The organism is Mucilaginibacter angelicae (assembly GCF_042434235.1).
GTDB lineage: Bacteria > Bacteroidota > Bacteroidia > Sphingobacteriales > Sphingobacteriaceae > Mucilaginibacter > Mucilaginibacter angelicae.
The window spans coordinates 327,856-352,188 of the sequence record NZ_JBHLTS010000022.1; the positions used below are offsets into that span (position 1 = coordinate 327,856).

A 24,333-nucleotide genomic window follows, 5' to 3' on the forward strand; every position below is an offset into this window, starting at 1 on the left:
TTTGGTTTAACCGGCTACTTCGGTAATTTGGTTTATCATGTTTTGATGTATCCTCGCCCCAAAGTGCCCGGCATCCTGTTTCAGAACTTCGGCAAAGGCCTTTTGTGCATGCTCAAAATCATGTAAACCGAGATATCCCAGTCCCTGTAAAAAGTGGCAATGCACCTGGTTCCTTGCCTTCAGATCATCCTCAAAAATGAGCAAATTTGGCAGCGAGACGGCAAAGTAATCAATTTTTACGTTATCATCCATGTGCTCAATACCATAATTAAGCAGTTTTTTGAAGATACGCTCTGCTGATGTACTGTCACCCAGACATTTTTTAGCTAAACCCTGATAAAAGATCTTATCCGGTTGTTGATCGTTGTAAAAAACTGCCGCTGTAGGGTCTTCCAAACCGATAGCTGCTTTCTCAAAATAAGCCTTTGAAGCATCCGTTTGCTGCAGGTTTTCATAAGCCTTGCCTAACCAATAAAAGATATCATTTTCCTGCGTACCGAACAGTTTGCCTTCTCCTAAATTATGCGGATAAGTTTGTGCCTGGGTTAACTGTTCAATAGCTTCATTATTTTTACCATCGCGAATATTTTGCTTGGCCATTTCAACCAACGCGGCAACATACTGGCCCGAAGCCTTACCTTCGCCACCCTCCCATGGATGAAAAATCCTTTGCATCACCTGCTCAAAGGCCGTTTGGTGTTCGCCTAAAAAGTTATACAAGGTGGCGCGCTCCAGGTAAACATCATCACGGAGTTTGGCGGTTTCCAGGTTAGCTTCAACAAACTGCAAACGGACTTCGGCAGAGTGGTTCAGTTTTTTGTAAAGCTGGTCAAGCTCCATTAAGATCCGGGCATCAGTTGTATCCAACGCAAAAGCTTTTTCAAAGCATGTTAAAGCTTTAGCCGGATCATTACGCTTGTTATAATAAGCTATGCCCAGATTCCTGAACACGGTTGGGAAAGTATCATCCAGTTGTGCCGATGTTTCCCAGGCCGCTATAGCATCATCATATTGCAGTTTATCATAAAACAGGTTGCCTAAGTAATAAGGCGCTTTGGCATCGGTTGGTACCAGGGCAGCGGCCAGTTTCAGTACGCTGATATCTTCCAGCCTGTCGGGGAAGCACAGGTATGAGTCGGCAGCCGATGCCAGTTTAAAGTACTCTGATGCCTGTTCGTTATTGCCCAACTGGCAGGCAAAGTAGCCAAGGTAATAATACACCATAGGGCTGGTAGCATCACCGTTCACTGCATAATTCAGCAGATCGGCAGCTTCCTGGTACAACCCGGCGTTGGCGTAGTCAAGTGCATATTCAATGTAGTTTTGGTAATAACCGCGCGATAGTTTGGTTAGCTCATTAAGGCTGGTCATTGCTTTTTCTTCATTGCCCAAAGCTTTGTAAGCGTAAACCAGTTCAAACAAAGCACCTAAGTTAAACGCGTCCCTTTTTATAGCCGCAACACCTATTTCAACAGCCTCTTCAAAACGCCCCAGCTTACGGAAAGCGGCCGAACGTAAAACATAGGCTTTGCTGTTGTTCACGTTCCTGTCTAATGACGACAGCGAATGATCAAGCGCCAGTTCGTAATCACCGTTTTCCAGGTCGATCTGTGCTACAGAGAAATAGCCACTATCTTTCCAGGCATTGCTCCAGGTAGCTTTGTAAAACGACTTGTAAGCTTCATCCTTTTTACCGAGGAATTTAAGCGCCAAACCTAAATTATAATAGCACTCACTATCGTAAGGGTTAGGGTTGCGCTGGGTAATGGTTTCAACCGCTTTACGGAAGTATGGCTCACTTTTTGCAAACTGGCCGCGGCGTAAATACCACAAACCCAAAGCATTGTTATTGCGGATATCTTTAGGATCGCGGCGTAAAGCTTCTTCATAATATGGCACCGGGCTATAGGTAGCATGGCGGTACTGCTCCAGATGCTGTGCAGTTAAAAACAGTTGCTCTGCATTTTCTACATCGGCAGGCAACAGGGCAGGTTTAGCTGCTTCCGGTATATTATTAAGCTTATTGCTGGCCGCATCATATTTGATCAGCTCTTTACCTGCTTCCGAATGCACGGTAAGCAATAAAAGGTTTTCGTCAATATTTTTAATAGCTATCTCCCTTTCAAAAACCTGCTCGGGCCCAATGCAAACTTTTTCGCTTAACAGTACCCTGCCATCGTGTTGTAGTTTGATGTTCAGGTTGTTTTGTTCGCCGGTTACGTATACTTTTAACAGCAGTTTGCCATCAGCATAGTCAAGCGCCAGCAGGATATCCTTGGTTGCATTTTTAATTACACCAAGCTCGCGGTATGGCATAAAGTATTGGGTAAAATGCTTTTCTTCGTTGGGCATCAGCCAGGTAAAATCGGGCTGATTATCGGTAAACATACCGGTCATGAGCTCAATGTACGGACCATCCTCATCGGTCAGGTTCCTGTCCCATGCAACGCCAAAATCACTATGTCCCCAGGTCCACTGTTTTTTGCCGGGAGATACATGGTGATTAGCCACATGCAGTAAACCGGCCTGGCTGTCATGCTCATATCCGCCCACAAAATCATAGTTGGAGTTGATGGCCATGTATGATGTTGGTACCGGAATATTTTTATACCTGGAGATATCCGTACCCGGTGAGTAATCAACCTTATAATAAGTACCTGTAGCAATTGGGAAGGTAGATACATCGCGCTTGCCATGGTCAAAAACCGCATTCACATCCGGCGGAAAAACCGACTGGTAATCATCATTAACCTTTACAGCAGGGTTTGCCCACCATAAAAAGGTTTGCGGTAATGCCGAACGGTTATATAGTTTCGCTTTTATTTCGATGTAGGCTTTATCCGGGTGCAGTGTAAAGCCTGCCATGCCTTTGGTATGAAACATGCGCTCCACCTCGTTAACCCAAACGGTTTTACTGCCATCGGCGTTTTCTTCGGTCTTATAGTCAACAGGCTCAAAAGTACTTGGACGGTGGTGCTGCGGCCAGTTAAACTCAATACCGCCCGAAATCCAGGGACCTGTCAAACCTACCAGCGCCGGTTTGATGACCTGGTTGTAATAGATAAAATGGCGATCTTTGATCTTGTCATAAGCCATCTGAATGCGGCCGCCAAGCTCGGGCAGGATCAGCACCTTGAGGTATTTATTCTCCAGGTACAGGCCAGCGTATTCCTTATCTTCTTTTTCGTCGTAAATTTTTTCGATAACAGGGTTCGGGTACACCTTGCCGCTGCTGCCCTGGTAAACGCGCTTTTCAAAAAACATAGGGTTTTTATCGGGCTTGCCTATACCGTAGGTTGGGATAATTACTTTTTCTTCCCAAACATTTACATCCAAATTATTCATGTAGCTTATAATTATTAATGTCTTATTAAATTTTCTTCTAACTCTTCAAGGGTTCGGCCTTTGGTTTCTTTCACTTTCCGTAGCACGAACAAAAAGCCTAAAAAGCAGATGCCGGCGTACATATAAAACGGCCCGTAAGTGCCCAATACTTTAGCCAGTATCGGGAAGGTGAACACCAGTATAAAATAAGCCCCCCATAAGGATACAATGGCCACTGTTGATGCCGCGCCACGGATCTTGTTAGGGAAGATCTCCGAAATAAGTACCCAGGTTATAGGCGCAAGCGAAAGCGCGTAGGTACTGATAGCGAGCAAAACGAAAACCGATACCAGTTTGGCCGACAAATGATTTTGCAGCAGGTAAGCCAAAACAATATAAAATATGGATAAGCCTAAGGAGCCAATGAGCATCAACGGCTTGCGGCCAAGCTTATCAACCTGCCACATAGCCAGCAGGGTAAACACCAGGTTAACTATACCGATTGAAACAGTTTCAAACAACTGCTGGTTAAGGCTTGAACCCACTGAAGCGAAGATAGTTGAGGTATAATTAAACACTACGTTGATACCGCAAAACTGCTGAAACACAGCCAGCGTAATACCAATCAGCACAGCGGGACGTACGGACTTCTCAAACACCGCACGGTATGATTGCTTGCTTGTCCCTCCTCCTTTCAGTGATTTTTCAATGGCTTCCTGCGTGGAGGTAACAAAACCTTCTGAGCCAATTTTATATAATACCTTTTCGGCATCGGCGTTGCGGCCTACTTTCATGAGCCATCTCGGGCTTTCGGGCAGGAACAATACTCCAAGCATGAAAACTACTGCAGGTACAGTGCCTAAGGCAAACATCCATCGCCAGGCATTAACACCTGTATCTGCCAAAAAATAATTGCATAAATTAGTGATCAGGATACCCAGTACCACGGTAAGCTGGTTTATAGCTACGTTACGCCCGCGCACCTTGGCCGGCGAAATCTCGGCAATATACATGGGGCATAGCATCGATGCCATCCCTACACCAACACCTGCCGCAAAACGCATAGTAATAAAATAGGCAAGATATGTTGAAACCGAAATAGCCAACGATGATACCGCGAAAATGAAGGCGGCAATCATCAGGCCCGGCTTACGGCCAAACTTTTCGGCAATACTACCGGCAAAGATGCAGCCTACAATACAGCCGAGTGCAAGTGAGCCGGTCAGGAACCCTTCCCAAATAGGATCGAGTCCAAACTCTTTGCGGAGGAATGGCAGCGCCCCTGAAATTACGGCAAAATCAAAGCCGAACAGGTAGCCACCCAGCGCCGATATAAAGGAGATCCCTATAATATAGCTGCTGTTAAACTTAATTTCATTTTTCAAATCAGTGATCATTTTATATTGGTTAGCTTCTTCTCTTTATAAATCTGCTTTAATTGAGTCAGTTAATTTAAGCGTTCAGGTTTCCTCCCTTTCGCCTTTAACCTTTATCCTTTCACCTTAACTCCTTGCAGGTGTACAACCGCCACCTGGTTCCAGCTTCCGGTTCAGTTTGGTTAAACGGTTAACTGTATTGGTTTTATGCCCATATTTTTCGGCATTTTTATCTGCGTCGATAGCGACAGTGTTTAAAATATGTTCTTTCATATAGTGCCGAACTTGTATAAAATGCTTTGGTTGTATACATCGCCTGCCTGCAATACGGCCTGAGGAAAATTAAGATGATTAATGCTATCAGGATAATGCTGGCACTCCAGGCACAGCGCATCAAAAGCTTTTGCAGGTTTACCGGTATGGGTAGGTGCTGTGCTGCTTAAATAATCACCTGTATATAGAAACACGCCGGGGTAATCGGTATAAACTTTAAGGGTTCTGCCTGATGCCTCGTCGGTTAAAAGAGCAGCATAGGCCAGCGCGTTCTCTTCAGTTTCGGTATCGATGACATAAAACAGGTTAAGTCCTTCAACACGGCTCTCATCTATTTTAAACTTATCGGTTAGCTTGTTATTGCTAAAAGCCTTTTGCCGGGCAGGTATGATGGCACCGCTCGGTGTATAATCTTCATACGAATCGACAATATATTCCGATGATACAGTAAGCTTATGGTTATAGATCTTATTTTTAAAAGCCGACAGGTTAAAATAGGCGTGATTAGTAAAATTAGCGATGGTAGCTTTATCGGTAGTAGCTTTATAATTGATCAGCAGCTCGTTATCGGCACTCCAGGTATAGGTAACCGTAAGTTCCAATGTACCGGGATAACCACCGTCACCATCAGGGCTGGTCAATGTCATGATCACTCCGTTATCAATAGTTTCGGCAGCGAATACCTTGTAGTTAAAACCGCTTTTCCCTGCGTGGTTTGAATTTTTGCCGTCGTTGGCATCCAAATGGTAAACCCTGCCATTCAGTTCAAACCGGGCATTGCTGATGCGGTTTGCGTAACGGCCTATGGTTGAGCCAATGTAGCAGGTATCGTTTAAATAGCCATCCAGCTCAGGAAAACCAACCACTACGTTTTCAAAATGCTGCTGCCTGTCGGGCACCACAACCGATACAATGGCCGCACCATAGTTGGTAAGCTCCACATATGCCCCGCTCTCATTTTCAATTTTGAAAAGATAAACATCGGTGCCGTTAAGCTGCCCCCATAACCTGGATGAAGTTTTAACAGCCATGCGCGTATTGATATTTAAATTGATACTTCATGTGTTTATTCGCCGATTAAACAGGCCGGTAAAAAATGGTAACCTGTTTTAGTCCCTAATTGGTTTTGGTAAACCTACTATGAAACTGCGGTTAAAAAAATGGATATTTTTTAAAAAGTGATGGAGAATACTATCATGCAACCACAGCAATTGAAAACTTGCTTTGATCAAAAAAATAAATACCTTTAAGCACCAATTATGCTGTAATGTTATGAATGCTATGGCCGAACCCAAAAAGCGGATTAAAGAAGGCTTTATAGGCCAAAAAATGATTGTATTACCGCCAAACATTAAAAAATCAATCACCAACAATGCTTTAATCAAAGGCTTTTACCTTACCGCCATAGGCTATTACCCCAAGGCAGCCTATCATGACCGTGAACGCCGTACAGGCAGCAGTGAATATATTTTACTTTATTGCATTGATGGAGAAGGCTATGTTTATTTAGGCGGACAAGACCACCCCCTTAAACCAAATACTTTTTTCATCATTCCGCGTAACGTTGCGCACCGATATAAAAGTTCGGAAACCAATCCATGGAGTATTTACTGGGTGCATTTCAGCGGACTAAATTCGCACCTGATCTATGAACGCTCACTTGATAACGGGCAGCCCGTGGTACAATCCGTTCCCTACGACAGCAGTCGGATCAAGCTGTATGAACAGATCTATGCTGTGCTCGAACACAGCTATCACGAAAAAGAAATGGAGATCGTGAACATCAACCTGCTCAATTTCATCTCATCGCTGGTGTATTACAAACAAACCAACCCGGTTGATTATGATAACGATTTTGTGAGCAACTCCATCGCTTACATGAAAAAGCATATCAGCAAAAAGTTTGAGGTAATGCACCTCGCCAAGCAACAGGGTATTTCGGCATCACATTATTTGCGCTTGTTTAAACAGAAAACAGGTTCCTCACCCATTAACTATTTTAACTTGCTCAAGATCCAGGCTTCATGCCAGTATCTTTATTTTACCGACAGGAGTATCAAGGAGATCTGTTCAGATCTGGGCTTTGATGATCCATATTATTTTTCGAGGTTGTTTACCAAGCTGATTGGTATGTCGCCTTCAAAGTATCGGAAAACACATAAGCGGTAATTCCCCCCGTTAAAACTTACGAAGTTTTAAAAACTTCGTAAGTTTGGATATGCACCTGCACTCGTCTCAATCAAGACTTTTCCATATCAGCGAACAACAGGGTATCAGCATATTTACTCCCCGCCCTTCCCCATCGAATTTTGATAATATTACCGGCGATGTTGTTTTTGCTATCAGCGAACAGTTACTGCATAATTACCTGCTGCCCCGCGATTGCCCAAGGGTTACATTTTATGCCGGAGCTAATACCACTGCTGGCGATAAACAAAAGTTTATGAGCAATACAACTGCTGGCCATATTGTTGCTGTTGAAAGCGGCTGGTATCAGCAGATCAAAGAAACGACACTATACTGCTATGAGTTTTTGCCGGATGATTTTATGCTGATAGATGAATGTGCAGGGTATTATGTATCCTATAAACCAGTTGTTCCGATAGCGGTTACTGTTATTGATGATATCATGGCTGCATTGTTAAGCCGGGATGTTGAACTGCGGTTTATGCCGTCATTAACTGATATTGCTGATGCTGTACGGGATTCGAGCCTTCAGTTTTCATTGATCAGGATGAGGAATGCGAAGGGATGAATCTTTTACTTTAACAGGTGTGACCTTCCGTACAATTCTTATATTCTTTATTTTTTATTATTTTTGATAATAAACACTCAACATGGCACAGGATATTCCTTTAGATTCAATATTAAAAAAGGGCAAAATGACCAGGAAACCATGGTTGATGACACCCACAGAACGGGCAGATTGGCTGATTAAAATGCAGAACGAGGCTAAAGAATACCTTTTTTCAATAGGACAACCATTAGTTTATAAAAAAGATGGGCACTTCCTGGCAGAATATGCAGATGGGAGCACTAAAGTACTTAAGTAAATGTCAAACATTTATATCATCGCCGGGGATAGGTAAAAGTACAAGAGGCGATGAATTTATAGATCCTGATCTTGATATATTAAATGAAGATGAAATGCGCTTTAAATATAAAGCGCAAGGATATGCCGATTATAATGAATATTCTATACATCGTGTAAGAAATACTATTCGGCAAAAATTGATCAATAATGAAGATTTTGCCATCGAACTAAATCTCGGCTATCAGCATCAATACGAGTATATCCTTTCAGCAAAAAAATTCAGGCACGACAATAAACTTCATGTCATTTTATTCTTCACTGATGATATTGATCTTTGTTTAGTTCGTGCCAAAGAAAGACATGAACGCGGAAGACATCTCGTTAAACCTGAAATAATAAGAGAAATGTATGCCAATACGATTCCATTGTTAAAGGACAATTTTGCCTATTTAGATGAACTGATTTTATTAGATTCAAATAATGAAACTGGACTTGAATTAGTAGCTTATTACGATAAATCTTATAATCAGTTCGCTGTACATCGAGAAAGTGCCACATGGTTTGTTAACGACCTCAAACCGTTTATTCAAAACAGAATCATGGGTTCCTGAAAACAAGTTACCCATGACATGATAAAATTGCGGTCATGTTGAACTTGTTTCAACACCAACTCGCTAAGCAGCCACGCTGAGCACAAATTGGCTACTTGTCCCGTGGGATCCTAAACAAGTTCAGGATGACGCGCATTTGTTAAAAACTACAAATCCCGCTGCTTCAACTGAAACAACGGGAATTTGCCATTATTAAACCAAACCAATTTTTATTTATCCACTTTATACATGGTTAACTCCAGAAAGTGGAAATAATTTGTTCCGCCCCAGGTTTCCAGTACTTTAAACCTGATGTAACGATATGCAGGCAGATCGGCAGGGAAGTTGAACGGCTCGCCGGCTGCTGCAAAATCTGCATCGGCCTGGGTGTTTTGGCCCGCTGGTAAACCTGACGGCTTAACCGAGGTGAAACTTGCGAGTTTTGTCCAACTGTTGTAGCTGCCATCCGAGCTTGGGCTGTTGCTACCATAGATCTCAAACCTTTTTGGGTTACCGTAATTATACAAGGCCGAAGTACGCTGCCAGATCTTCATTTTAGCCAGCGATGCCTGTTGCCCCATATCAAACGTAAACCACTGCGGCATGCTTGTTCCCGGGGTGTGAAAGCCAGGCTCATTGGTGCTCTTATCCCATAGGTAATAAGTTTCCCAACCGTATGCCGATGGGATATCTGTAGGTAAATTATAGGCTTTGAACAGTGATTTGTCGCACTCCACTATCCCATAGATCTTTGGAAAATCGTCGAAAGACGTGGCATTAAACACGTCAACCGCATCGGCCGTTGGCTTATATGACGATCGGTATTGGATAGGTGTTCCCAGTTTAAGATCGGTCAATGTAATGCCGCTGCTGTCTGCACTCAGCTCTTTTGTTGCCGCGGCACCGGCTGTATTGGTGTATTTGATGGTAGTTGACACATTACCGGTATCGGCCTTAATAAAAAACAACCTTACCGAACCATTATCATTTACCTGGAATGGATTGGCTGTACTGTATGAACGGTTTAAAAGTGATGCCTCGTAAACCGTGCCATAAACACGCACATTATTAATATCCTGCCCAACTGATGAATTGCCCGCATTATCACGCGCTACCAGCCTGAAGCTATACACATACTCCTTCAGGTTTGGAATGGATACACTGATAGAATCGGCCGGGCTGTGGCTTGAGGCATCAACGATCACCGAATCCGTGGCATTGTTCCAGGTGATCTTATAGTTTTTGATGCTCGGATCGGGGCTTGGATGCCAAACCAACACCGCTCTCAGATTACCGGGATGGAAAGTTACCTTACCGGCCAGGCCCGGATAAGTTACCTCATGGTTATCTAAAAACGCCTTATAATCCTTATCGTACTTTTTACAGGCAAATATTGCAATACTCACCAAAAAGAAAACAGCTATGTTGTATCTGATCTTCATTTCTTTAATTTTTAATTGTATTACAATGGGTTACCATATAATGAGATCTCCAGCGCGTTCACATAATCCAAACCGCCCCAGGTTTGCGTACACTCCAGCCTGATGAATTTGGTAGCAGGTGCGTTGATACCGATCTTGAAATTAACCCCGGCGGCAACAAAGGCAATATCAGAAGCATTGGCCTGGTTTGGCGGTAAACCCGACGGTGGATTAGGATAAGTAAAGTTGCCCAGGTTCACCCAGTCGCCGGATACCGTACCGGGGGCCGAGTTTTTAGGCAGCACTGAATCTTTAGGCGAATCGCTGCTGGTACCCCACAAGGTAAGCTGCCTGATATTCTGGTAACCGAAAACACCGCTCAACCTTTCCCATAAAACAAAACGGCTCAGCTTGGCATTTACACCCAAAGCAAAAGTACCCTGTTTGGTAGGCGCACTAAGTGTATGCCAGCCCGGTTCGCCGGTGTTACCGTCAAACAGGTATTTGAATTCCCAGCCGTAGCCGATAGGACTATCGCTATCCAAATGATAGGTGTAAAACTTACTCTTATCCAACAGGGTTTCAAACAGCGGTGTAAGGGTTTTAAATACCGTATCCGAAACATTGCCAAACCTGTCGGTAGTATACACGCCAAACTTTTTAGGCGTAGCATCATATCCGCGCACCGAAAAATTCACCGAATCGGTACTAATATACTGCGGGTCCTGCTCGTCATATTTATTGGTTTTATCATTTAACGACAGCACATGCACCGCAATTGGCACCTTGTTTGGGTTTAAGCCAAAGAAATTGGCACCACCAAAATCAGGGGTGATATCCAGGTTATCATTGATCAGCAAGTAATTTGGCGTTTTAGGGCTAACCTTCACCGTAATTGGATCCGATTTGATATTGGCCCTGCTTACAGCGTAAAGGGTAACCTCATATTCTTTAGCCCTTGCAAAACCATCAACCATAATGGTATCGGTATAATAGCTGGCCTTGGTTTCCCTAATTGTTTTATCGTTGATGTTATAGCTGGCTAAAACATACAGCAGGTTTTTAGAGTTGGGCAGTGTATAGGTAAGCCTTGCCGCGCCATTCAAATTCTCAACCTTTACATTGGTCACCACACCGGGCTTGGTGGTATCATTGGATACTACCTCGATGTTTGATTCGCCCTTTTTACAGGAAACGATAAGCATGATAAGCAAAACCGGCACAAGCATTAAACCGGTAAGCCATCTGCGGTTATTAATCTTTTTCATAATTTATATTTCTATATTCATTATCTAATCTTTTCAGAAAACAGGATGCTCCTACCAGTATGGATTTTGGGTAAGGTTATTATTCACAATCAGATCGTTAGTACTGATAGGCCATAAATAATCCTTAATACCAAACACAGGCTGTATGATGGTTTGCGGACGATAATAGTTAACCGCGGTTCCTTCATAAATACTCCAGCCCTGGATCGGTTTGCTCAACACGTCCTGCAGCTCTTTCCAGCGGCGCAAATCCCAGCCGCTTTGTGCTTCAAAACAAAGCTCAATCCGGCGTTCCTGGTGAATGATGGCCCTTAAGCCATCTTTAGAATTAGGCTTAGATGGATTTTTTGAATAGTTGCTCCATGATGCCTGCACACCATCTAAACCTGCCCTTGCCCTTACCCTGTCAATGTATGAGTAAACCTCGGCCGTAGGGCCCTGGGCTTCGTTCAGCGTTTCGGCATATAACAGGTACAAGCCTGATAAGCGCATTACCGGTAAATGGTAGTTTTCGGTAGTGAATATATTGTCATAAACCGACAGGTAGTTAGCCAGCTTTTTAGGCCAGTAACCGGTGATATTGGTGGCGCTGATACTTTTAGGACCGGCCAACGCATACGGGCCGCGGGCCTGCACATAATAAGCAGTGCTTTCGTCGCGTTTTCCATTACCAAACCAGATGCCGCCATCAAAACCGATATCGGCATAAAACCTCAGCTCGCGATTAAAGTGGGCTTTAGCAGTTTCATAGCCATTCATGATGAGCGGGGCACTTGAATCATCACCTGTTTGTGTTGAATTGCGGTTGGTATAATCCCAGGTTTTGTCTTCGTTGATCGGCACACCTTTATCGGTATAAAACAAATCGGCAGTCTGGATAGGCACGGCAAAAGTACCGGGATTAGTTGATGCCAAACCTACAGCGGCCGAAGTCATCCTCGGGATGGTGAAGTTCTGGTATGTAAAACCATAGTTCAATGCCCAGATCAGTTCGGGGTTTTGCTCCCATTTTTCGGTGATATCGTTTTGCAGGGTTAAAACTTTTCTCAGTTTGTCGGATACATTACCTACACCAACTGTAGGCGGCGTAGTATATAATTTAAGACCTTGCGCCTCGCACTCGGTTATAGCGGCTTTGCAGGCATCGGCAGCTTTTTGCCATTTGCTTGCATCATAAGTTGCAGAGAACAGGCTTTTACCATCATGGTCTTTAAAACCGGCATAATCGGGATTACCATTAAACAGCGGACTTGCAGCCGTTGTCAATATCTCGGCTTTAACCGATAAGGCAATAAACTTGGTAATACGCCCAAATTCGGTAGCCTGATTGTCAATAATCGGCGGCAAATCAGGAATAGCTTCATCAAGCAGGGATACCACGTACTCAAAACCCTCATCAACAGATGAGCGTTTACGTTTCACCTCATCGGCCGATGCATTGATCGGGAAGTTATCCTTGATCAGCAACATAGGGCCGTACATACGGATGAGGTAATAGTGATAATATGCTTTCAGAAATTTGGTTTCGGCAATCCATCTTTTCTTTTCAGATGCACTCAGATCAATGGGTTTGTCAATGTTTTCCAGCATGATGTTGCACCGCCTCAAAGCCTGGAAAATTGCCTGCCCGCCGTTAGCTCCATCCCAATAGTTAAGGCTTACGTTTGAGTTGCTTTGCAAGCCCCGGATCAGGTTAAACCCAGCCTCGTTAAAGTAATGATCGTTCAGCGTGTTGGGGTATACAATCTCTGACGAGTATACAAAACCCGGGTTGTTAACCACATCGTTTAAATGCTGCATGGTTGAGTAGCAGGTAAACAGGTAATCTTCCGCTTCATTACGGTTACGGAAGGTATAGTCTATCGTGGCCACATTATCAGGAGTGATATCCAGGTATTTTTTGCATGACTGGCCCATGGTAACCAAGGCAGCCAGCATAACAATTTTATAATATGATCTTATATTTTTCATCTCTCTAAATCCGTTTACGGTTATAAATTCACGTTTAAGCCCAGGTTAAACACTTTCTGTATCGGATAAGCAAAGCCGTTACCGCCCTGCTCAGGGTCCCACATTTTGAAGGGGCTCCAGGTAAGCAGGTTAAGGCCGTTAAAATAAATACGGCAATTGGTTAAGTGCAGTGCCTTTGATACGTTTTTGGGCAGTGTATAACCCACCTCAACCGATTTCAATCTCATGAAGCTGCCATCGCGCAGCCACCAGGTACTCGGCTGTAAATTGTTAAGCACCGTGGTTGAGGTAGTGCCCAGGCGCGGATATAAAGCATACAGGTCCTGGTGTTCTTCGCTCCAGTGGCTATCGGCAAAAGCCTGTAATACCTGCGTATTTCCGTAGATGTAAGCGTCGTTACTTGGTATAAAAGGGCTCACTTTGTTTGGATCGATAAAGAACGACACCCTTGCCTGGCCCTGGAAAAAGGCCGAAAGGTCAAAGCCTTTATACCCGGTTGAGAAACCGAAGCCGTAAACAATTTCGGGCGTTTGCGGATAGCCTAAAAAGGTCTGGTCAAGATAATCGATCTTGCCGTCACCGTTCAAATCGCGGTACTTGATATCACCACCCTGCGGCAGGATACCGTTTGTACCATTTGCGCTGAAGATCTGGGTTGGCGAGTTGCGGGCTTCCTGGTCGTCAACAAACAAACGTTCGGCTATATAACCATAGCCACGGCTTATTGGCTGACCAATGAAGTGCCTCCACGACTCTTTGTAATCAGGCTCTTCAATGTATTTGTACCTGTTGGTTGAGTAGGTGAAGTTGCCACGGATAGAAGCCCATGCACCATTGCTGAAACTCTGCTTATAATCCATCGAAAGATCGACACCCTTTGAATTTACCTTTCCTAAATTGGCGCTTGTTGTCGATTCTAAACCTTCGCTGGTTGGGGTATTGGTACGTTCCTGTAAAATATTGTAGCGGTTGTTCCGGTAAAACTCGGCTACTACATTGAAGTTTTTCAGGAAAGTAGCTTCAACCGCAATATTGGTTTGTTTTGATGTTTCCCAGGTAACATCGGGGTTGGCGTAGTTGTTAATGAACACACCTTTACGCTCATACTGGTTATTGATACCGAACTGGGCGTAGTTGGGCCCATTGTTCAGGGTAACATCCGACTGGTAGAAGAACCTTTGTGAACCAATGGCATCGTTACCCACCAAACCATAGCTGGCGCGGATCTTTAAGCGGTCAAGGATATTGGGGTTCCAGAATTTTTCGTTTGATACCACCCATGAACCGCCAATGGTTGGGAAAAAACCATAACGGTGATTTGCAGAAAAACGTTCCGAACCGTTATAGCCAAAGTTGGTTTCAATAAAATACCTGCTCAGGTATGAGTAAGTTAACCTGCCTGCTAAACCTAAGTTGCGGTAAGGCAACGAATAAGGCAAAGTGGTGGTATTCGTTTTAGGATCTTTAGCGCTTGAGTAAAGCGTTTGCTGCGCCGTACCAATTAATGTTGAGCTGATGTTGTGCCCTTTACCAAAAGGCTTGTTATATTCAAGTGCTGTTTGCAGGTAAAAGAAGGTATTGGCGTTTGGCTCGTTGCGGCTGTAAGTTAAGTACTCTGTTGGTACGTTATAACCTGTAGGCTGCGGGTTAAGCCATGTTAAAGTGTACTTGTTGGTCTCCTTATCATAGCTGCCAACGTTGTAATAAAAAGGCGAATAAGAGAGTTGCGAATCAAAGTACGAGTACCTGTTGGTATTGAAGATACTCCTGAACTTTAAGCCGTCGGTAATAAATTTCAGGTCCTGGTTTAATTCAAACTGTGCCGACATTCTTGACTCCGATGAGTTTTTATGTCCCCTTAACAAAGCTGCATAAGGGTTATTGTACTGAATGCTGTTGCTGGTAGTGCCTGATGCCAAACCTACGTTACCAAACAGGATGTGCTGTGCGTTGGCATTGGCGGCATCGGGCTCAAAGTATGCCGGGAATAAAACCGGACTGGTGTGGATTGCAACGTTATAAAGATCGGAAGCAAAAGAGCCATCGGATGTTATTGGACCATTGTACTCGCTGAACGTGCCTGATAGCCTTACAATAATCTCAGTAGTTTTGGTAAGGTTAACGTTCACGTTTGAGCGTAACTGGTAGTTTTTGAACTTAACGTTGTTATTATTGTTATTGCGGATATCCTCGCGCAAAACACCGTTATCAATATTGTATGAACCGGCAATGTAATAACGTGCTGTTGGGCCGCCGCCGCTAACGCTTAAATCGTTACGCTGTGTGGTAGCTTGTTTTTTGAATAACAGGTTCAGCCAGTCTACAGCAGGATAAACGTAAGGATTGCTGCCCGGTGTGTGGTTAATAGTGTTAACCGTGTTGTTTATTTTAGTTTGGGGAAAAGGGAGCGGTAACGTAGGATCACGCGTTAGCGATGCCTCATTATACAGGTTCATGTACTGGATAGGATCAACCAGCTGCGGTGTTTGTGTTGACTGCGAAGATGAAAACTCCGACCGAAAGTTGATCTTGGCCGGGCCCTGTTTACCTTCCTTAGTAGCAACCAAAATTACGCCGTTGGCACCGCGCGCACCATAGAGCGCTGTAGCACTTGCATCTTTCAATATCGAAAAACTGGCAATGTCATCCACGTTTAAGCGGGCAAGATCATTGGTTGAAAGCTCCACGTTATCAATCAAAATAAGCGGGTCGCGTTTGTAGCCGAAAGTGGTTACGCCGCGGATAAAGAATGAGGCATTATCCTGCCCAGGCTGGCCGCTGCGCTGATAAGCAATGATACCTGCCGCCTGCCCTGCAAGCGCATTGGTAAGGTTACTTGCCGGAATTTTTAATTCGCCGGGCTTGATACTGGTAACCGAACCTACCAGGGCTTCCTTACGTTCCTTTTTACCAAAGGCGGTTACTACCACCTCTTCGGCAAGGAGCTTTTGTTCTTTCAGCCTGATGTTGAAGTGCTGGTTATCGGCAGTAACCACAATATGCTGGTCAATGAAACCAACATAGGAGATTTTAATACTGGTGCCTGTTGCTACTTCAAGCACAAACCTGCCGTTTACATCGGTGGTTGTACCTACGTTCTTCACATTTTCGGCAGTGATGTTAGCACCGGAAATTTTTACGCCAAGCGTATCGGTTACCTGTCCAACAACAGTGATCTTGTTTTGCGCATGTACATTAATGGCAAAACAGGAGAGTATTAGTAACATTAATAACCGACCAATGAAAAGATGGCCTTGCTGCCTGCCGCTTTTCACAGGAAATTGATCGTAACTGTAAAATGGTTTCATAAAATTGGGTTCATATAAATTATTTAGGGTTAGCCGGATCTTTTAAAAATCAATTGCGCTGTTAGCTTAAGTCCATAGTATTTCCATGCCGGCAAGCTTAACCAACGGTTAAATTGTTAGGCAACCAACACTAACAGAGGAATTAAATTAATAGCTAATAATATCATTTGGCCGAAATGACTCAATGAGCTACCGGGCTTATTCAGGTTCCGTGAATTTTAATTGTAGCAACGACAGTTTCGTCGTATAAAGAGAGTAGAGCTTCTTTTCATAATTTTTGCGTTTAATTTCAATAATTGGTTTTGTAAATGTATATGCGTACTGCAAAATTTAAAATGGATAAAACATATAAAAAGATGGATAATATTATCAGCCCCACTACTCTGTTTTGAAGTGAATTACAGGCATTTAAGCCGCCTTTTTAAACAGACCTATCAAACTGAGCCAACAGGTATTGAAGGCATTGCAGCACCTGGCAACAAAAGAAAAAGGCCGCAATACGGCCTTAACAAAAATGAACAATACTGCTTTTTACTATTGCAAAAACCTTTTAGTTACCCCTGAGCCTCTCACGCTCCTCCTTTGAGCCATTTTCTTGCTTACTCCGGTTTGCCGATCCTGTACCCCCAAATGATTTTGTATAGGTGAGCTTGATTATTGGGAAACGCCGTGTTTCTGTATTGACAAGTACGTTGCTTTTTATGTCGAAAGCCTCGCGCGTAAGCGTACCATACCGTACATGGATTTGCGAGGCGCTAAATATATCGGCCACTGCTAACTGCAGGCTACCGCCGTTATTTTTCAGCTCTTTTTTGATGCCTGCGTTGATCACCCCAAAACCATCAACCCGTACGGTACTATTGTAAGAGAGGGAATTATATTGTCCCGATACCTCTGCCGAAAAGCTGTTGGGCAACTTAAACAGCTGGTTAAAATTGAATGAATAACCGAAGTATGATTTAGTTAGGGGATTCAAAGTATAATCTTCCTTAAACTGACGCAGCCCGCCAACAAAGCTATACGTCATCTCCCACCAGTTACCTACCTTAACCGGCACATTGGCCTGAAAAGTGAGGTAGTTTTGATATGGCAGATTTTGAGGCGAAATAAACAGGATATCATGCGCAGGGCTTTCACTGAGCTGATAACGGGCTATGGCATTATCATCCCGGCTGTAAAGCAGGGAAAAGCTATAATCGCCATAATTGTAACCCAGCTTGATATTGTTGGTGATGGTTGGCTTAAGAAAAGGGTTGCCGGTGTAAACCGCAGTAGGATCGCTGTAAGCAAAGTACGAGGCAAGGTCATCATACGACGGGCGGGCTATCCTTTTGGTATAAGATAATTGAAGTTCAGAACGATCATTTAGCTTTTGGGTAAATAGTACTGTCGGGAACAGCTTGCCCAGTTTGCGGTTCACGATATTGCTGCCGGTTTGCGGGTTATCCATATTGGTATAAGAGTATTCGTATCTCGCCCCGGTATTAAGGCTGATGTTTTTGCCCAACTGCCAGTTAAAGGAAAGGTAAGCCGCGCCGATATCTTCCCTCATGTAAATATTGGCGGCCGTTTGCATATTATGCTCCCAAACCCCGTTGTTGAGGCTTTCAATACCTGATGAGCTTGAGCTGCCGGTATGTGTTCCTTTAATGCCAGTTTCAAGTTTGAGCAGGGGCGATAATTGATTGGTATAATCAGCCTTAAACACCCCTACGTTGATTGTGGTATTGGCAAATCCACGCTGCTGCTGGGCGCTTACGCTGTTATTCGCGTAAACCTGTTCGCCATGTTTATTTACGAAGGAAGTATTAACCACCGTTGGGCCATCGCTGCTGTAATGGATAAAATCGCCCTCCATGCTGATCTTCTCCCCTTCCTTCAGCACCCGTTCAATGATAAGCGAGCTTGTGAGATTACTGAGGCGGTCGTTACCGTTGATATGCCCGATATACCTGAGCAACGAATCGGGCAGGATATTGTAACCTGCATTGCTGTAAGTATAATTTGGCGAATGGATGTTGTTATAGCTTACGTTACTACTTAGCGTGGTTTTAGCATCCAACTTAAGATCTGCACCCAATGAGGCATTATGGTTATTGCTGATCCGTTTGGTTTTGGTATAAAACTCAACCTCGGCATTACCGCCAATGAAAGGCATATACTGGCTTCCGGTGATAAAAAGATCGGTATAGGTCCTGTCGTGCTGAAAAGTGTAGGAGCCGTACAGGTTAACATTTTTGGTGTTATGATTGAGGTTGATGCTGGCTGTACCTTTTTCGCCCATACCGTACCCTCCGGTTAAGGAGTATGAGCCGTTGGTACCCTGCTTTTTGCTTTTCTTCATCACAATATTGATAATACCTGCGCTGCCTTCGGCGTCGTACCCGGCGGGCGGGGTGCTCAGCAGTTCTATCTTTTCAATATTATCGGCACTGGTTCCGTTTAGCAGGTTCATAACCTGTGCAAGCGGCATCCGCACCAGTTTGCCGTTTATCATTACCGTAGCGCCGCTTTTACCATTCAGGGCAATGCCATTATCCCGGTGGTCAATAGCTACCCCCGGCGATCGCTCCAATACCTGTAATGCCGTGCTGCCTTTAGTAAGCACACTATTCTCAACATTTACAACTAATCCGTCGCTGCGCTGTTGGTACAATGATTTACTGGCCCTCACTACCACCTCGCCCAGTTGGCGGGTATCCTCCTTCATCACAACTACAGCAAGATATTTTGACTCCCTGCTCCCGCTGATTTCAAAAGGTGATGAAAACCAGGTTTGATAGCCGATACTGCTTAGCCGCAAGCGATAACTCCCGGCGGGTACATCCGCAATATTGTAAGCCCCCTGTTCATTGGTAAGCATACTTTTAACTGACGATGAATCGACCGTTTTAATAAGCGCAACGGTCACATATGCCAAAGGCTGGCCATTGGCTGTGGTTACCCTGCCCAATACCTGGGCTTTTGCTGTTTGTAACAGGCAAATAAATAACAGGCTGATGCATAAAGTTTTCATGTGCGTTCACAACCTTTTTAGCGGTTATGCCAGCAAATAAAAACTGCGCGTTAAACTTAAAAAAACAATGATGATGAGTGGCTGCAGATAATTGATGAGATACCTAAAAACAAGCTAATCCCCTTAAAACTATAACCGCATTGCCCTTTTTACTGCTTATAAGTTAAGCGTTGCATTTGGTCAATTATTTGTGCCGGTTGATACAATAACGATGTATAAATCAATGCAATTGCCGTATCTTAGGTATGATGTTTGAAAAAACAATATAAAACGCGTCATTGCGAGTAACAAATCCCAAATGGGCAGCTACCGTGCGGACACATCTTTTTAAATAAAAGAAAATGTCATTTCGATTGAGCAGAGGTGAGCTGAGTGATGGAGCGAAAGAGAAATCTTATACGCCCTGCAGAGCCGCATACAAGGTTTAAAGCAGGACGTATAAGATTTCTCCTCACTGCACCCGCTCATTCCCAAACTGGTTCGTCGAAATGACATTCGGTTTTATTGATTAATATTTATTGACAAGATGTGTCCACGGTAGGATTAGCAGAGCCGCTCTGTATAGTTTGGGATTGCTTCGTTCCTCGCAATGACGGCTTCTTTTGTTTTTAATAATAGTTAATATAGGGTCTAAAATGAGCAGTTTATCCGTTGATACATTAAACCAAAACTGGCTGTTTAAATACAAGCTGTACCATATTCCGTTTTGGTGCGTGTACCATTATTTTTGGTTCACTATAGCGGTGGCCAATCCGGTAGCTGCGGCCAAATCCATGTTCTTTTCGGCCTATAGTGTTAAAATGCTGGCTTACGTGGTTTTGCAGGCGCTGGCGGTTTATTTTAACCTGTACTACCTGATGCCGAGGTACATGAAAAAGGGCAGCCTCACACAATATGTCATCTATCTTTCGTTAACGGTAATCTGCGCGTCATCACTTATTAATGGTGGTTACTATTTGAGTGCTTTTTTTGCAGGCTGCTCGGTGAAGAAAATGTTCGGGGTCGATCCGGAAAATTTCATGTATTTCTATAATACCTCGTTTCCCTCAACAATTGCCAGCATGACTTTAGGCATGAGTATCAAGCTCACTAAAAACTGGCTCCAAACCCAGCACCGTCAGCAGCTCCTCGAAAAAGAAAAACTGGAGACCGAGCTTAAATTCCTGAAATACCAGTTTAACCCGCATTTTCTGTTCAACAGCATTAACTCGATATTTTTCCTAATCCACAAAAACCCGGGTATGGCATCAGCATCGCTGGCCAAGTTTTCAGAGTTGCTCCGGTATCAGCTGTACGAGTGTAACGACCAGCAAATCCCATTGGGAAAGGAGCTTACCTATCTCGAAAACTTTATCGAGCTGGAAAAACTCAGGCAAAACAATAATGTATATGTTACTTTTGAGGCAGATGAACCCCTGTCAGACCATTTGGGCATAGCCCCATTTATCCTCATGACCTTTGTAGAAAATGCTTTTAAACACGTATCCAAGGATGCGGAATCCCCTAACTGGATAGGTATTAAACTGGGGCTGTCAGGCAACCAGCTTGATTTTTACGTAGCTAACAGTACATCGAACCAACCGGAAACCGAAGTAGTGAACTACAGCGGAATCGGCCTGAAAAACGTAAAACGCCGGCTCGACCTCATCTACCCCGAGCTGCATAAACTGGAGATCCAGAATACTGCAAACCGCTTTGAAGCACACCTGCAATTAACATTGACCGAACTGGAACAATCGCCCGCAACCCTACAAATGGCTTCCCTATGATGAACTGCGTAATAATTGACGATGAGCCCCTGGCCCGCGAGGGATTAGCCAGCTATGTACGTGAAGTTGATTTTCTGAATTTAACCGGCACCTGCGAAAACCCGCTCGAACTGATCAAGCTGCTTGATCAACAGGCTATCGACCTGATATTTTTGGATATCCAGATGCCGAAGATGAACGGCATTGATTTTTTAAAGATCATGCAGAAGCCGCCCATGGTGATCATCACCACAGCCTACCCAAGCTATGCACTTGAAGGCTTCCAGCTTAATGTGCTCGATTACCTGCTGAAACCTATCACGTTCGACCGTTTTTTTAAATCGGCCAATAAGGCTAAAGATTATCACCGACTGCTTAGCAATTCGGCCCAGCCGGGTACAGCAAAAACGGAAGCCGATGAGAATTACTTCTTTATCAAATGCGGTAATAAATATGAAAAAATCTATTTTGATGAGATCCTGTATGTAGAGGGCATGCAAAATTATGTGACCATTTTTACCGCCAAAGGCAAATACATCACCCTGCTCAACCTCAAAAGCCTGGAGCAAAACCTGGATAGTAAATTGTTTATCCGCGTGCATAAATCATACATCGTATCAACCGGTAAAATTGATGGTATTGAGGGGAACGATATTTTTATCCAGCAACACCGCATCCCGATAAGCCGCAATTACCGCGAGCAGGTAATCCAACAGGTTGTTGCCAATAAACTATGGGATAAAATAAAATTTTCCTGATATATTTATATCAGTTTTAAACCTTTATCCGCATAAAGCCATGGCCAAAAACACCAACAAAACCACCGAAACCGAAAGCAGCGTGGCCGATTTCATTAGTACCATTACTGATGAAACCAAACGCGCCGATTGTTTCAAACTGGTAGAATTGATGGAAGAAACCACAAATCTTAAAGCAAAAATGTGGGGCCCGGCCATTGTAGGTTTCGGTAGCTACCATTACAAATATGAAAGCGGCCGCGAAGGCGATGCACCGCTTATTGCTTTTTCGCCTCGTAAAAGCTCACTTACACTTTATCTTCCAGGCTTTGAGAGCAAAGAGCAACTATTGCAAAAATTAGGAAAACATAAGCAAAGCGGTGGCTGTACACATATTGTTAAGTTAACCGATGTAGATACTGCTGTATTAAAGCAATTGCTGAGTGAATCATTTAAGCATGCTGAAACAATACATTGTAAATAATGGCAGTTTAAGTTAGGTTAAACTGCCATTATTTATCCTTTAATCTTTAATACACCTTACAGAATAGCCGTAGTATTTAGGGCTGTCATGCCGTTCAAAATAGCCCTTAACATACAAATCCATGTACCAGGCATTTGAGGTACCGTTAGCTGTGGTGCTCCAGAAATAAGCATCCTCTGTTAAGCTGGCAAATACTCCCAAAAACGAATCAAAAATACGCCCGCCTCCCGGCAATGCGGTAAACAATGTACTGTTGGTAGCACCGGTATTGGCCGACCAATGTGCAGTGCCCTGCTCCTGGATTTTTTGTCCATCTTGCCGGTCGCCTCCTAAATAATTATATAAAGTTGTCCATTCGGCATCAGTAGGGATATGGAACCCCTTAGGTGCCAGCCTACGCGAATCAGTAACAGCATACCAATTGTATAACTTACCATAGGTAGCTGCTATAGATGCATCATTTTTATAGTTACAATAGGCACCTGTGTTAAGTCCTTTCCATTTATTATCATCAGTTACGTTAGCTATTGCCGTACCATCATTATAATGGGTAACCTTCAAATTTTCGATCATCCAGGTTTGGTTACCTATCTTAATTGTTTTATAAACGTTGCCGTCAATATCGGTAACTGTACCTGTTACCGCTTTATCCTCCACAGTTAATACGGCGGTTATACTTCCTGATGTGTAATTGCCTTTGGCGGCCTGCGTAGCGGTTATAGTGATCTGTCCTTTTGCTTTTATGGTAACCGTACTACCGTTAATAGTGGCCACAGCGGTATTGCTGCTGGTATAGGTAAAAGCCCCGGTGCTGTTACTGCCCGGCGCGGTTAAGGTAAACGGAGCATCGCCAACACGTTTATCAGGTAATGCAAAGCCATAAAGAGTTGGGGCAATAGCCCCGCCTGTTACGGTGAACGTAGCTTTAACCGAATCGGCGCTGTAGGTAGCTGAAGCGCCCTGCATAGCGGTGATCACCGTGCTACCTATGGCCTTAATGGTAAGGTAATTGCCTACAACTGTAGCAACGGCTGTATTGCTGCTTTTATAAGTAAAAAGGCCCGTACTGTTGCTGGTTGGGTTAGTGATAACAAAAGTAGCCTCGCCAAGTTTTTTTGATGGAAGAATAAGCGGGCCCAAAGTTGGCCTGGGCAGGCCCGTTACGGTAAAGGTGGCAGTGATCGAATCTGATTTAAAATTTGCTGTTGCCGCCTGTATGGCCTTAATTGAGCCGCGACCGGCCCCTACAATGGTTACTTTATTGCCTGATACCCTTGCCACGGCCGGGTTATTACTTTTAAATGTGAATACCCCTGTACTGTTACTTTTAGGGTTTACAAGTGTAAATACGGAATCACCCAATCTTTTATCAGCAATGGTAAAACCGCTTAATGCTGGTGACGACAGGCCTACGGTAAAAGTAGTTTTAACAGAATCGGCCAGGAAAGCTTTTGTTGCAGCCTGGTGCGCCGTAATTACCGACGAGCCTGAGCCTTTAATAGTGATAGTTTCGCCACTGATGGTTGCTACTTTATTGTTGCTGCTGGTATAAGTTATAGCACCATCGCTGGTGCTGCCGGGTGCGGTTATTTTAAAAGCGGCATCACCAAATTCTTTCGAAGGAAGTGTAAAATCGCCAAAAGTGGGCGCTACAGCTGCAGGCGGGTTAACTTTATCGCTTTTACTACAACCAGTAGCAAAAGCAATTAATATGACAAGGCAGGTTATTAAGGGTTTCATTAACAATATTTTGCAGCGAAGATAAATATTATCAACCAGTTAT

At 43.8% G+C, this 24,333-nt stretch carries 17 protein-coding genes; 7 read left to right on the forward strand and 10 right to left on the reverse strand.

All coding sequences use genetic code 11. From position 1 onward, the window contains the following. Positions 1-6 precede the first annotated feature (6 nt). The 4 genes from ACFFGT_RS13615 to ACFFGT_RS13630 form a co-directional block, all read right to left on the reverse strand. Positions 7-3,345: a DUF5107 domain-containing protein gene (locus ACFFGT_RS13615; protein WP_377023089.1), complete on the reverse strand. Its 3,339-nt coding sequence runs from the start codon at positions 3,343-3,345 to the stop codon at positions 7-9. Positions 3,346-3,359: 14 nt separating this feature from the next. Beyond that, entirely contained in the window at positions 3,360-4,721 is a 1,362-nt protein-coding gene (locus tag ACFFGT_RS13620) for a sugar porter family MFS transporter (protein ID WP_377023090.1), read from the reverse strand. Positions 4,722-4,826: 105 nt separating this feature from the next. Next, the gene (locus ACFFGT_RS13625) at positions 4,827-4,973 is read right to left on the reverse strand and encodes a hypothetical protein (RefSeq protein WP_377023091.1); all 147 of its coding nucleotides are present in this window, start codon (positions 4,971-4,973) and stop codon (positions 4,827-4,829) included. Next, positions 4,970-6,004 (reverse strand): aldose epimerase family protein, encoded by a 1,035-nt coding sequence (locus ACFFGT_RS13630; protein ID WP_377023092.1) that lies wholly within the window; start codon positions 6,002-6,004, stop codon positions 4,970-4,972. The genes ACFFGT_RS13625 and ACFFGT_RS13630 overlap by 4 nt, the downstream gene beginning before the upstream one ends. Before the next feature lie 250 nt (positions 6,005-6,254). Between ACFFGT_RS13630 and ACFFGT_RS13635 the strand changes: the two genes are divergently transcribed. From ACFFGT_RS13635 to ACFFGT_RS13650, 4 genes are all read left to right on the forward strand, one after another. Next, the gene (locus ACFFGT_RS13635) at positions 6,255-7,142 is read left to right on the forward strand and encodes an AraC family transcriptional regulator (RefSeq protein WP_377023093.1); all 888 of its coding nucleotides are present in this window, start codon (positions 6,255-6,257) and stop codon (positions 7,140-7,142) included. A gap of 49 nt (positions 7,143-7,191) precedes the next feature. Beyond that, a complete protein-coding gene (locus ACFFGT_RS13640) occupies positions 7,192-7,728 on the forward strand; it encodes a DUF6886 family protein (RefSeq protein ID WP_377023744.1) in 537 nt (178 codons plus the stop codon). A gap of 82 nt (positions 7,729-7,810) precedes the next feature. After that, positions 7,811-8,026 carry a hypothetical protein gene (locus tag ACFFGT_RS13645; protein WP_377023094.1) on the forward strand — a complete coding sequence of 72 codons (216 nt, stop codon included), beginning with the start codon at positions 7,811-7,813 and terminating at the stop codon, positions 8,024-8,026. Then, complete coding sequence (locus tag ACFFGT_RS13650; protein ID WP_377023095.1) at positions 8,001-8,618, forward strand: hypothetical protein; 618 nt, start codon at positions 8,001-8,003, stop codon at positions 8,616-8,618. The genes ACFFGT_RS13645 and ACFFGT_RS13650 overlap by 26 nt, the downstream gene beginning before the upstream one ends. A 209-nt stretch (positions 8,619-8,827) precedes the next feature. Here the strand turns inward: ACFFGT_RS13650 and ACFFGT_RS13655 are convergent, their stop codons facing one another. From ACFFGT_RS13655 to ACFFGT_RS13675, 5 genes are all read right to left on the reverse strand, one after another. Beyond that, positions 8,828-10,039: a DUF5000 domain-containing lipoprotein gene (locus ACFFGT_RS13655; RefSeq protein WP_377023096.1), complete on the reverse strand. Its 1,212-nt coding sequence runs from the start codon at positions 10,037-10,039 to the stop codon at positions 8,828-8,830. 20 nt (positions 10,040-10,059) lie between these two features. Beyond that, positions 10,060-11,286 carry a DUF4959 domain-containing protein gene (locus ACFFGT_RS13660; RefSeq protein WP_377023097.1) on the reverse strand — a complete coding sequence of 409 codons (1,227 nt, stop codon included), beginning with the start codon at positions 11,284-11,286 and terminating at the stop codon, positions 10,060-10,062. Positions 11,287-11,337: 51 nt separating this feature from the next. Then, positions 11,338-13,257 (reverse strand): RagB/SusD family nutrient uptake outer membrane protein, encoded by a 1,920-nt coding sequence (locus tag ACFFGT_RS13665; RefSeq protein ID WP_377023098.1) that lies wholly within the window; start codon positions 13,255-13,257, stop codon positions 11,338-11,340. Positions 13,258-13,277: 20 nt separating this feature from the next. After that, positions 13,278-16,565 (reverse strand): SusC/RagA family TonB-linked outer membrane protein, encoded by a 3,288-nt coding sequence (locus ACFFGT_RS13670; protein WP_377023099.1) that lies wholly within the window; start codon positions 16,563-16,565, stop codon positions 13,278-13,280. Positions 16,566-17,115: 550 nt separating this feature from the next. Further along, complete coding sequence (locus ACFFGT_RS13675) at positions 17,116-19,581, reverse strand: TonB-dependent receptor domain-containing protein (RefSeq protein WP_377023100.1); 2,466 nt, start codon at positions 19,579-19,581, stop codon at positions 17,116-17,118. A 635-nt stretch (positions 19,582-20,216) separates the two neighbouring features. Between ACFFGT_RS13675 and ACFFGT_RS13680 the strand changes: the two genes are divergently transcribed. The 3 genes from ACFFGT_RS13680 to ACFFGT_RS13690 are packed head-to-tail and all read left to right on the forward strand — an operon-like array spanning position 20,217 to position 22,550. After that, positions 20,217-21,350, forward strand: a complete 1,134-nt coding sequence (locus tag ACFFGT_RS13680) for a sensor histidine kinase (protein ID WP_377023101.1) — start codon at positions 20,217-20,219, stop codon at positions 21,348-21,350. Beyond that, positions 21,347-22,087, forward strand: a complete 741-nt coding sequence (locus tag ACFFGT_RS13685; protein ID WP_377023102.1) for a LytR/AlgR family response regulator transcription factor — start codon at positions 21,347-21,349, stop codon at positions 22,085-22,087. Before ACFFGT_RS13680 ends, ACFFGT_RS13685 begins: the two co-directional genes overlap by 4 nt. Positions 22,088-22,127: 40 nt before the next feature. Next, the gene (locus ACFFGT_RS13690) at positions 22,128-22,550 is read left to right on the forward strand and encodes a DUF1801 domain-containing protein (RefSeq protein ID WP_377023103.1); all 423 of its coding nucleotides are present in this window, start codon (positions 22,128-22,130) and stop codon (positions 22,548-22,550) included. A 39-nt stretch (positions 22,551-22,589) separates the two neighbouring features. Here ACFFGT_RS13690 and ACFFGT_RS13695 read toward each other — a convergent pair whose 3' ends face one another. Further along, positions 22,590-24,290: a fibrobacter succinogenes major paralogous domain-containing protein gene (locus tag ACFFGT_RS13695; RefSeq protein ID WP_377023104.1), complete on the reverse strand. Its 1,701-nt coding sequence runs from the start codon at positions 24,288-24,290 to the stop codon at positions 22,590-22,592. Positions 24,291-24,333 lie beyond the last annotated feature (43 nt).